The sequence below is a fragment of the Parageobacillus toebii NBRC 107807 genome, from assembly GCF_003688615.2.
Taxonomy (GTDB): domain Bacteria; phylum Bacillota; class Bacilli; order Bacillales; family Anoxybacillaceae; genus Parageobacillus_B; species Parageobacillus_B toebii.
This window is the reverse complement of record NZ_CP049703.1, coordinates 666,859-678,781: the sequence shown is the minus strand read 5'-3', so window position 1 is coordinate 678,781 and position 11,923 is coordinate 666,859. Positions and strand designations below refer to the sequence as shown.

Below are 11,923 nucleotides of genomic sequence, written 5' to 3'. Positions count from 1 at the left end.
ATTGTGTGTACCTCATTTTTCATAATGATGTAACCTGCCGCTTGACGTTATTTTAGGAGCACAAAATTTTTCGATTTCGACAAATCCAGCAGGTCCTTTATCGCGATTCTTCTGTTGCGTAGCATGTAAAGAATTCAAATATAAATATTTCTTTTTGTATAAACATGTTTTTTTATGTTTTTGGAAAAATATAAAAAACAAAGGGTACAGTGCATTGAAAATATATTTTTTTATGTTTTTGATGCATAAATGAGCGTGAATCAGGAGAAAATTGAAATACATGAAAAACATAAAAATATATTTTGTATCCTTTGTCCGAAACATCGTGAAAATTATTTTAATTTATTTACCGCCGGTCGAAGATTTTCGACATTCAGTTGTTGATATCGAGCCGTTGATCGTAAATCGACATGTCCAAGGATACTGGCGATGTATTTTTGATCCACATTTAAAAGGGTTAAATGGGTAGCTGTACAATGCCGTAAAATGTGTGGAGTTACTCGTTTATTGATTCCGGCTAGTTTCGCGATTTTTCTCATTGTTAAACGAATGGCACCCGAATCGATGGGCTTATTTTTAAATTTAGGCGAATTAAACACGTATTCCGACCCATCGTAACGTTGGTTGATGAGAAAATTCGCTAAAATATGGTACATATGATCATTCAACGGTAAGTGCAAGTCCCGACCGCCTTTGATTTTTTCAAAATAAATGCAACGATGTTTCAAATCAACGTGCTTTTTAGGAAGTGTGCGTATAGGCGTCAAACGGCTTCCTGTATAGTAGATGAGGCTAAATAAAACATAGTAAAATTCAGAATATCGTTTCGCTGTGTTTAAAAATTGTTGGACTTCTTCCATGTCCAATATTTCTGGTAAGGGTGTATAAATCCTTGGATGCTTAATTCGTGCAGCAACATCAACCTTAAAATCCATTTCATGCACAAGAAATTTGTAGAACGATTTTAAAGTTGATAAATGACGCGCAACCGAATTTGGCTTAAGTCCTAAGGATTCCAAATATCCCAAGTAATCGAGAATGTCTTCTTTTTGAATTTCTTCTGTCAAAATGTTACCGTGGTATTCGCGGTAAAGAAATTCATTAAACTTTTTAAGATCCTTTTCATAACCAGTAATGGTTTCTTCGGAATAATGTTGTCGCTTTAAATAGCGCAAGAATTTGCTTGTGTAAATTGGCAAATCATAATTGGTTGTGACAATCAAAGAGTTTCCTCCTTTCACTATTGGTAAGTGTTATTATTCCCTAAAAGAGAGGAAATATGTAAAAAAGCTCCTGCCCTACATGGCAGAAGCTTCACTGTGTTGTTCTAATAGATGCTGTTGGATATACCAGTTGAGTTGGTGTTCTGAACAATCAATATGCTGAACATTGATGTTATGGTTCAAAAGATATTGAAATCGATGTAAGACGGAAACTGATGGGCTAAACCAAATGAACCGAGCCACTTTTTGCGGTTGTGACAAATGAGGAAGCGGCATCTCAGTAAGATAGCGCACATTGCTTTCGCCTAGCCAATTTTCAAACATCGTAATCTGGTTTTGTTCGGCATATAACAAAGTCACAGATAACGCAGATTCATCGAGTTGCAGTTTAAAAAATAGTTCTTTTTCGTCTAACGGGATATATCCCAATTTTTCGTGGAACATCGGTTCAGAAACATGCTCATTTTTGATCAGATTTAGCCAATACCGCTTTACATCGAGCACCATCTGTTTCACTTCTTTTAATTCATAAGGCGTTAACAAGCTGTAAAGCTTCTGTTGAAGCTGTGATTTGAACTCTTCAATGATTTTCTTACACGTGTTTTCTTCTAGCTTCATCAGCAAGTTCACAAACTCTTCCATATACGGTGGAAGGGAGGATAGACCAGTTTTTTCTGTTTTGATGTCATAATCCTGATCATTCAGTTTCTCATCCCTTAAACTAAGCAATTCATCGGGATCGACACGAAAGAATTCAGCGATTTTTCGAATGGTTTCCTCTGTTCCGCTTCTCATCCCTTTTTCAAGAAAGCCAATATAAGCATGAGAGAAACCGAGCTGTTCAGCCAATAAGCTTTGACTTAAATTATGCTTTTGCCGCAGAGCTTTAATCCGATTGCCTAATGCTGTTGACATGGATAGGATAACCTCCTTCATTTACTCATCTGGAAAGCGTTTGTTGTTTTGAAAGTCAAGGACTTAACCAGATCGCATTCCAATGTATTGCATTTCTTCGGCTTTCAAATCTTGTACGATAAAATGTTGTGGGTTAGATGAATCGAAGGTATATAACACCGGAATGAATTTTCCGAGAAACTCCTTCATGTAACCAAATCGAAAAGCAAATAACGTTTTCCCTTGCGAGCCAATTAATAAATGTTCTTCGTTGTGTCCGAATGCTTTTGAGTAACCTACATACGTGTTTTCGCTCAAGAAAACAGGCTTTGGGTTTGCCATTCCAAACGGCTCAAGTCGCGACAATTCTTCCCGCCAATGATCAGGGAATTGGGTAATTGGAACTTTCATTTGATAGTTAGCCAAAGGCTGAATCATTGGTTCGTGTTTGGCAGATTGCTGAATGGCTTGTTGAAACGCAGGTAAACGTTCTAGATCGATGGTTAGTCCAGCCGCGGTTTGATGACCACCGTACTTTTCTAGGTGCTGCTCACAACGCTTGATTGTATTTACAATGGAAAACTTCGTATTTTGTACGCTTCGCGCGGATCCCTTTCCTTCGTGGTTAATGACAATGGCTGGTCGTTGATATTTTTCGGCAATCCTGGAAGCAAGAATTCCTATTATTCCTTCATGAAGAACATCTTGAACAATGATGACAGGGTGGTTGTATAGCTTTTGACGAACGATAATTTCATCGACTTGTTGAAATTGTTCCGCTGTCAATTTCTTTCGTTCATTGTTCAAGTGAATAAGATGACGGATTTCCTCAAGTGAAGGATTCGGGTTACACAGTGTGTTGACCGCAAAATTTGGATTCCCTATTCGACCACAAGCATTAAGAATGGGAGCGAGTTGAAACGAAATAGCGGAGCTGTCAATTCGTGAAATTTTTGAACTACTAGCCAAGCTTTGAATGGCACGATTTTTTCCACCATCGTTCATCACCCTCATTCCTAAAGCGGCAATGGTTCGATTTTCGTCAATCAGTGGGACCATGTCAGCAATCGTCCCTAGTGCTGCCAATTCAATATACCTTTGAAAGTGTTCTTCCCAGTCATAGCTTAAACTCTCCAACAACGCTTGAGTAAATTTAAAGGCAACACCCGCGCCACATAAAGAGTCAAAAGGGTAGGTACTGTCAGTTCTCTTTGGATTAATAAATGCATAGCAATCCGGGTGCCCTTGTAAGACTTCGTGATGGTCGGTGACGATGACATCGATTCCTAACTCTTTTGCTCTTTGCATAGCGCTATGTGCCGAAGAACCGTTATCAACGGTGATAATGAGTGATGCTCCATCAGCCGCCATTTTTTCAACTGCCTCTGGAGTAATCCCATATCCCTCAGACCTTAGCGGAACTTTAAACCTTACATTGGCGTTTAGAAAGGACAATGCTTGGTACAGTAACGTAGTGGCGGTTTGCCCGTCTACATCGTAATCCCCGAATACAAAAATCCTTTCCTTATTCTCGATGGCTCTAAGCGTTCGATCGATTGCCTTTTTCATGTCATTTAAAAGAAATGGATTGTGTAGTTGAGAAAATGACGGCGTTATAAAGTTGTATAAATCTTGGAAATTTTTAGGGCGGTATTGCGTAAGAATCATTTGAACCACAAGAGGGTCCATTTTAAACACTTTTGCACAATACCGAATCACTTGTCTTCCTTTATCTGTAGGCTTCCTTTGTTGATTTATCCATTTTTTCAAATCATCTACTCCTTCCTATATTGTGGCAGCAGTCTTGTTGTGTGAGTTGGCGTAGACTATGCTTCTGAGAATGCGTTGCAACTCTTCTGTTCGTTCACCTCCTTTCATGAAATAGTTATTTTTTTCTATTATGGTCCATTTTTAAAGAAAAAATTCCCAGAAGTTTTTTGCAAAGAGATGGGTTTACCTCTTAGGCAGAAGAAATTATGAAAATAAAAGGGATCATCATACAATGGGATATGTAAAAATAGATATTATCTGGAGCATAAATAGATGAACTGCTTCACCTTCTCTGGAGATTCCATCTGTTCATGGAACCATGTTTTCATATATATTAGTTAGCTTCGGAGTTTTTTAATAGCGGATAAAAACTTTATCTTAAGAAGTTTAGGAAAATATTTGCTCACCAATGTGCCATAGAATAAAATGGATTAAGAGGATATATTAATCAATAATTCCATCTATCTATCTTTGCAACTTGAAAATGTTTAAAGGAGGATTTAATTGTGGAAATTAAAATTGAAAAATTAGAAGGAGAAATAAAACAACAATTGTTTAAAATGACTTGTGGTCCTGAAGCTGAAAGGTTATATGAACTTTATGTTTCCAAATTGGGTGATAAATGGTATGGAAAATATGTAAATGTAACTATTAATCTTCCTAGTCATCTTCCTAGTGCGAGTGATTGGAAAGAATTAAAAGGTGAAATTACAGATTTTGGGGGTGCCTTTAAGGAATTGCAGGCTGAGCTTGAGGATCAGTATAAGAAGAATATTGAAAATAAAAATATCTAATTTACAGTTCATTTTCAACATCATATAGCTATCTTAATTTAATATAAGTAAATGCTATTAAAAGAGTATTAAAGTTATTATTCCCAAAAGGAAGGAGATATGTAAAAGCTCCTGCCATACCTGGTAGGAGCTTGACTGGTAAATGTTGTTGGGTGTAACAATTAAGTAGTTGTTATTATCTTAATATTGATGTTATGGTCAAAAGATATTTTGTTCTTTAAGCATACATCTTGTAAAAGTAGAAGGCAATATTATTAGTACATGAGGGGTAGCTATTGAGTATTAGTATAAGGAGAGGGTGGAAGAATATTGTCTATTCAATGATTTTATTCATTACTGTTTTCATATGCCACTTAAGTCTTTCAAAAGAAAATGAATCTAATGCACGTTGACCAGATAACATTGATGAGTAAAAAATAGGCACATTGCGTCCATTTATGTTAATAATATATGTCCCAAATTCATTGCAAAAATAATTAATTTTGGGAGAGACCATTGGGATTACATATTTCTTAAATAATCTTGCTGCCTCAGCATTACAAATAATAATCATTTTTGGATTGATGATTTTAATTAATATCGATAGGATCTTTAGTTGACGAAGTGCAAATGTAGTTAATCCCTCATTTATATTCTTTCCGTTTCTGTAAACATAGGTCTTAAGAAATTCAGCTTGGTTTGTTTTTCTAATAAAAAATAAATCTGTCATATACAGTTCTCTGCCTGGATCAATACCAAGGTATCGAGCAATTTCCTTTGGGCGTTTTTCATAGTTATGGTGTTTTCCAATTATGTGCTCAACTAACTCAAGTTCAGATATTAACTCATGAAGATTGTATACTTTTGTTCGACTTCTTGTAATAAAGGAGCGAAATCCCTCTTCATATACTTTTTGAAGATTTGGGTTTTCTTTTAGCTCTTTTTTCAATATTTTACGATAATCATCCTTATTTAAAGCAGGATTTATTCCAATAAATAATAATTTTACTTCTGATGAAGGGGTTTTAAAAAAAGCTGGTAATGGTTCCTCCTCATCTCGTTGTATTCCTCTCCAATTTTTTCTCCACAATGAAAGTATTAAACGATTTAGCCTTTCAATGTTTGTTTGAATAGTTACCATGACTTATCTCCCCTTGAAAAGTTTTTATAATTTTTCAAATTTTATCATTAAAATAAAAAGATTTCTACTTGTAACTAAAGTTAAACTAAAAAAGTAAGTGCGATTACCACTACTAAAGTAAAAGTTACATTTAACAAGGAAATCGAAGGATTAACTCGTGATTCGTTTACAATTAAGAACAAAGCTACTGGAGATAAACAATATGTTAAAGCTGTGACTGTTGCTGCTGATAAGAAATCAGCTGAAATTGAGTTGTATGATGCATTAAAATCAAAAACAACTTATAGCATAGATGTTAAAGTTGGCGATCAAACTCTTAATGCTGAATTAGACTTTGTTATTGGTGAAGTTGCACAAATCATTGCTGAAGACCAAACAATTCCAGCAAACAAAGAAACTGCAATTAAATACCAAGTCCTTGATACAAATGGTTTAGATATAACTGCTGATACAAAAGTAAGCTTTGCTTCTGATAAAAATATTACTGATGGTAAGATTACATTAGGTGCTGGTGAATTTGCATTTGTAGAAATTTCAGCAACTAAAGCAGATGGAACAGTTGTAAAATCTAAACGTATTAAAGTAGCAGCAGAAGCAGCTAAAGCCGTTGATATGCCTAAGTTTACTGTTGATGCTGATGGTCAAGTAGATTGGGCGAAAGATACTTTAACAAACAAAGTTCAAATGGGAACTACTCCGTACTTAAAAGCACAATTTAAAGATCAATTCGGTGGAGATTACACTGGAACAGTAGAATTTGAATCTTTAGATAAAGAGGTTGCATTGGTAGACCGTGTAACTGGTAAAATTACTCCATTAAAAGAAGGAAAATTACCAGTTCGTATTAAAAATGGTGATTTCACTAAGACTGTAGAATTGGAAGTTGTTGCAGCTTCAAAATTAACTTCACTATCAGTAGAAAATTCTACACTTAACGTAACAACTGTTAAGCCAACAGGAACAGTGAAAATCACTGCATTAGACCAATATGGAAATAAATTCAATGCAGGAGAGGCTACGGTTAAAGTATTAAGTGGTGCTGATTACTTAAGTAGTACACCAACTGTATCAAACTCTAATGGAGAATATACTTTAACTGTTACTGGTAAAGCAGAAGGTACTGCAGTTGTTGAAGTGACAATCGGTACATTAAAACAAAACATTACTGTAAATGTTAAGAAGCCGGGAACAGCCGTTGACTATAATGTAAAAGGTTTCAAAGCTGAGCTAGATAAAGTTGATGATGAATCTACTACAACTGTTGATGAAAGAACAATGGAACTTGAAGTGTTCCCAGTAGATGCTAATGGTTTAGAAACTGGTTCAGCTATTACATCAACTGTAAAAGTGTATGATCAAGATAATAAAGTGCTAGCTACAACAACTGGAACTAAACACACAATAAATGCATCTAATTTTGAAGCTGGCAAAACTTACACAGTTAAAGCTCTAGTAAACAACTTAGAAGTCTTCTCTAACACATTCACTGTTAAGGATTCTACTAAGTATCCAACATTACGTTTAACTGCTAGCACAGCTACAATTGATATTGATGCTGATAAAACTCTAGAAGCTGGACTTAAAAAGATTTTAGAAGTAACAAAACCAGATGGCACTGTAGCTTCTAACGCTACTGTATTGGATGTTAAGTTTGTATCCGACAATGCAAGTGTTATCGAAGACAACGATAAAGGTACATCTTCACCGAAAAAATTAGGTAATGCAACTGTAGCGGTATCTGAAGTAAAAATCGACCTAGATGGTGATACATCAACAACAACTGATGATCAATATACAATTAAATTTACTTCAAACTTAAATGTAGTTGTCGTTGACAAAACTGCGCCTACTGCAACAATTGAGACCGCTGCTGAAGATTTTGGTGAAGGAGTTACACTTCCAGTAACTACAGTTACGTTTAGTGAAGCTGTAAAAGCATTCACTATCAAATACAATAACAGTGAAATTACCTTTGAGGTAAAAGATGATGGTAATCTTACAGCTAAAGATAGTTCTGGAAATGAAGTATCTGCTGTAGAAATTGAGGATACAGCTATTAAAAATGAAGGTTATAAACAATATAATGTAGGTAGCGATAATATTAAAATTAAGTTCGATGCTGCAACTAATACTGCTAAAGCTGTTTGGACAAATGGTGCCAATGTAGATGAAATCAAAGCAAGCTTCAATGGTTTATTTGAAATTACTGCTACCGATAAAGCAGGTAATACTTCAGATGATTTGGCTAAATAAGTAATGATTCCTGTCACCATTTGAAATATGTCGAAAGGCTCTGCGGAGAGAAATCTCTGCGGGGCTTTTCTTTTTTATTTATTTATATAATAATGAAAATAAAAATTAAAAAGAGAAAGATAAAAAACAATGGTGGCCAATCCACTAGAATATTAGTACCTGTCACTCCTCAATGAATGAAAAATCTGTCGAATTTTGTCAAACGAAAAATAACTTTCTTTTTTAATAATTGTTGTAGAATAGTAATGGTTAGTCTAATAGGATTAATATGGTAGATAAAAAGAAATTCAGCTGTTGATCGCAGTGTGATACATAATTAGCGAACCTTATTGCTATTAGGGGGGAGTTTTATGAGAAACTGTAAAAAGATATTTTCTTTTTTCTTCGGGCTTGCCCTTATTTTCACTATCCCTTTTCTGAAAACGAATACGGCATTCGCCAGTTCATCGACAGATCTGCCGTTCGATACATCAGTTTCTGGATACATTACTGATACTGATGATCAACAAATCTATACGATAAATTTAAAGCAAGCTGGGAAAGTTACAGTTAATCTGGACTCTTATATAGGTTGGGTGAATATAGCACTGGAAGATTCAGACGGAAACGAAGTATTCGATCAATATGTTTCTGGAGGCGATCCGATGGACCCGGTAAAAAGGTCGTTTTCGGAGGATCTTGAAGCAGGGACATATTATATTAAAGTTTACCAAGAAAGCAATTATACGGGAAAATACGATTTAGAAGTAAACTACGAGGCAGCCCATAACAATGAAATCGAACCCAATGATGGAACAGTGCAAGCGCAGCCGCTTGCGGTCAACAGCCAAACGGTAACCGGATTTATCAGCTGGAATGACAGCAAGGATGTTTACAAGGTCGTCTTGCCGAAAGCAGGTCGGGTAACGGTTAATCTGGACTCTTATATAGGTTGGGTGAATATAGCGCTGGAAGATTCAAATGGAAATAAAGTATTCGACCGATATGTTTCTGGAGACGATTACCCGGTAAAAAGGTCGTTTTCGGAGGATCTTGAAGCAGGGACATATTATATTAAAGTTTACCAAGAAAGCAATTATACGGGAAAATACGATTTAAGAGTAAACTATGAGGTAGTCCCTAACAATGAAATCGAACCCAATGATGGAACAGTGCAAGCGCAGCCGCTTGCGGTCAACAGCCAAACGGTAACCGGATTTATCAGCTGGAATGACAGCAAGGATGTTTACAAGGTCGTCTTACCGAAAGCAGGTCGGGTAACGGTTAATCTGGACTCTTATATAGGTTGGGTGAATATAGCGCTGGAAGACTCAAATGGAAATAAAGTATTCGACCGATATGTTTCTGGAGACGATTACCCGGTAAAAAGGTCATTTTCGGAGGATCTTGAAGCAGGGACATATTATATTAAAGTTTACCAAGAAAGCAATTATACGGGAAAATACGATTTAAGAGTAAACTATGAGGTAGTCCCTAACAATGAAATCGAACCCAATGATGGAACAGTGCAAGCGCAGCCGCTTGCGGTCAACAGCCAAACGGTAACCGGATTTATCAGCTGGAATGACAGCAAGGATGTTTACAAGGTCGTCTTGCCGAAAGCAGGTCGGGTAACGGTTAATCTGGACTCTTATATAGGTTGGGTGAATATAGCGCTGGAAGATTCAAATGGAAATAAAGTATTCGACCGATATGTTTCTGGAGACGATTACCCGGTAAAAAGGTCATTTTCGGAGGATCTTGAAGCAGGGACATATTATATTAAAGTTTATCAAGAAAGCAATTATACGGGAAAATACACACTTAGCGTCCAATGCCCTGACTTGCTGCCTGCACCGCCAACTGTAAATTTAGTAAGCAATAAGAGCAATGCGGTGACAGGAAAAACAGTGCCAAATGGAATGGTTTCCGTAAAAATCAACTCGAAAGTATATACCGGTAAAAGCGACAGCAAAGGTTTGTTCAGTATCAAGATTCCAACACAAAAGGCAGGAACAAAGCTTTATATTACGGTAAAAGATAAGTACGGTTGTACGAGCAAGGAGCGGATCGTTGTTGTAGTGGACAGAATTCCTCCTACTGCTCCAATTGTAAATAGTGTTACTAGTAAATCTAAAGTGATTACAGGGAAAGCGGAAGCGAACTCCACGGTCATTGCATATGTGGGAAGCCAAAAAATCGGCAGCGCCAAAGCGGATAAGTATGGAAAATATACGATTAAAATAACACCGAAAAAAGCAGGAACGTCCATTAAGGTGATTGCTGTTGACGGAGCTGGAAATAAGAGTGCTGGAAAAGTTGTAAAAGTGAAAAAGTAGGATTGGGTGTGTGCCTGTCATCGGTCAAATTAGCTCTGCGGAGAGAAATCTCTGCGGGGCTTTTCTTTTTCCTTCCTTTTCTTCGATTAAAAAGAAAAAAGGCACGGCGACAATGGCTTTACCCTGAAATGGATGATATCTAGTCATCTGAGACTTTAATCAACACCTCTTCTCTTTTCCGCTTTATTTCGTTTCCAAAGATACGGACTAGTAAATAGTAAGCACTTTTAGCCTGTTCGTTTTTAACCGCTCTTTCCAAGTATTTCATTATCTTTTCGCCGCTATCTTCATTTCCTTGTGATGATAGTAGATCCATCTCCTTCTGATATCGAAGCAAGACGCCGTGGATGAACTTGATCCTTTCTCTTTCTTTTTCTGCATCGATTAGTTCATATATATCCTTTGACTGATGAATATCCTCAAGCAGTTTCTCAAATTCTTTTGATTCCTCATCATTTAAATAAATGTATGGCAGTTGGTAGTGTTTATTTGGTGGTGCCTAATAATGATGCCTTTCACCGTACGAAATTTGTTGAAGATTGGTAGAGACAGAGAATCATAGTGGTTCTCTGTCTTTTTCTTTTTCCTATATATAGAGCGAGAGAAATAATGCGGTTTCTATAGATGTTTATAATGCGAATTATGTCGAATGATTTTGTAATATCTTGTAAAAAAATTACTCTATAATGAAATTATAAACAATAAATAACTTGTTGTTGCTATACTTTGTAGAAGCGGGTTGTGGGGGAAGAAATATGTTAATAATGACAACTATTTTTATCCTGTTAAGCATTATGTATCCAATTTTAGACTACTTTTGGATGAAAAGAATCAACAATGATAAAGAAAGACTAAATAAAAAGAAAATGTATGTTCAAATTATATTCATACAATGGGTAACAGTTGGAATCATTGCTTTGTATTGGAGAATGACTCATAGAGACTTTCAAGATTTAGGTTTCATAAATAATTTGGCTGACATCAAAGATTTTTTATTAGGTTTTCTTGTTAGTTTGTTGTTCGCGTTGATCATTAATTTCATCATCATTATGAATGTAAAATCAATCAAGAAAAAACTTTATCAGCAACTTGAAATTATTGAATTCATGTTGCCAGAGGATTTTAAAGAACGCATGCTATTTGTATTGGTAGCGTTAACAGCCGGTTTTTGCGAAGAAGTGATGTTTAGAGGTTTTATGTTCTATTATTTAAAAGAACTTCCTTTTCATATCCCATTATTTGTGATCGCTATGATTACTAGCATCATTTTTGGAACAGCACATCTATACCAAGGTTGGAAAAATGTTATTGGAACGGGATTGATGGGCTTTTCATTGGCATGTTTATATATATATTTTGGGACAATTTGGGTACCAATGATCATACATATCATCATTGATTTGAGAGTGGCTATTTTACCAAGCAAAATAAAGGTAAAAGAAGCTAAACAAATGGATAACGAAAACTTTGGAGTTTAAAATGCCCACTTTTTCTTTAACGAGTGAATTAGTTAAAGAAGGACAATGTAGGATAAAATTATTAAAAAACGAT

Annotated in this window: 8 protein-coding genes; 4 read left to right on the top strand and 4 right to left on the bottom strand. The window is 35.8% G+C overall.

Annotated features, from left to right (window positions below; translation table 11 throughout):
• Positions 1-332: 332 nt before the first annotated feature.
• The 3 genes from DER53_RS03520 to recJ form a co-directional block, all read right to left on the bottom strand.
• The gene (locus tag DER53_RS03520) at positions 333-1,223 is read right to left on the bottom strand and encodes a tyrosine-type recombinase/integrase (protein ID WP_062755530.1); all 891 of its coding nucleotides are present in this window, start codon (positions 1,221-1,223) and stop codon (positions 333-335) included.
• Positions 1,224-1,298: 75 nt separating this feature from the next.
• Entirely contained in the window at positions 1,299-2,138 is an 840-nt protein-coding gene (locus DER53_RS03515; protein WP_062755528.1) for a helix-turn-helix domain-containing protein, read from the bottom strand.
• Positions 2,139-2,201: 63 nt separating this feature from the next.
• On the bottom strand, positions 2,202-3,887 hold the full coding sequence (gene recJ, locus DER53_RS03510) for a single-stranded-DNA-specific exonuclease RecJ (RefSeq protein WP_062755526.1): 1,686 nt from the start codon (positions 3,885-3,887) through the stop codon (positions 2,202-2,204).
• Positions 3,888-4,393: 506 nt separating this feature from the next.
• Here recJ and DER53_RS03505 point away from each other — a divergent pair.
• Complete coding sequence (locus tag DER53_RS03505) at positions 4,394-4,681, top strand: hypothetical protein (RefSeq protein WP_062755524.1); 288 nt, start codon at positions 4,394-4,396, stop codon at positions 4,679-4,681.
• 313 nt (positions 4,682-4,994) lie between these two features.
• Here DER53_RS03505 and DER53_RS03500 read toward each other — a convergent pair whose 3' ends face one another.
• Positions 4,995-5,801, bottom strand: a complete 807-nt coding sequence (locus DER53_RS03500; RefSeq protein WP_062755522.1) for a hypothetical protein — start codon at positions 5,799-5,801, stop codon at positions 4,995-4,997.
• A gap of 213 nt (positions 5,802-6,014) precedes the next feature.
• On the opposite strand from DER53_RS03500, the gene DER53_RS03495 reads away from it, so the two are divergent.
• From DER53_RS03495 to DER53_RS03485, 3 genes are all read left to right on the top strand, one after another.
• Positions 6,015-8,054 (top strand): hypothetical protein, encoded by a 2,040-nt coding sequence (locus DER53_RS03495; RefSeq protein ID WP_062755518.1) that lies wholly within the window; start codon positions 6,015-6,017, stop codon positions 8,052-8,054.
• 350 nt (positions 8,055-8,404) lie between these two features.
• Positions 8,405-10,372, top strand: a complete 1,968-nt coding sequence (locus tag DER53_RS03490; protein ID WP_121910021.1) for an Ig-like domain-containing protein — start codon at positions 8,405-8,407, stop codon at positions 10,370-10,372.
• Between the two features lie 755 nt (positions 10,373-11,127).
• Positions 11,128-11,850: a CPBP family intramembrane glutamic endopeptidase gene (locus tag DER53_RS03485; protein ID WP_062755514.1), complete on the top strand. Its 723-nt coding sequence runs from the start codon at positions 11,128-11,130 to the stop codon at positions 11,848-11,850.
• Positions 11,851-11,923: the final 73 nt, after the last annotated feature.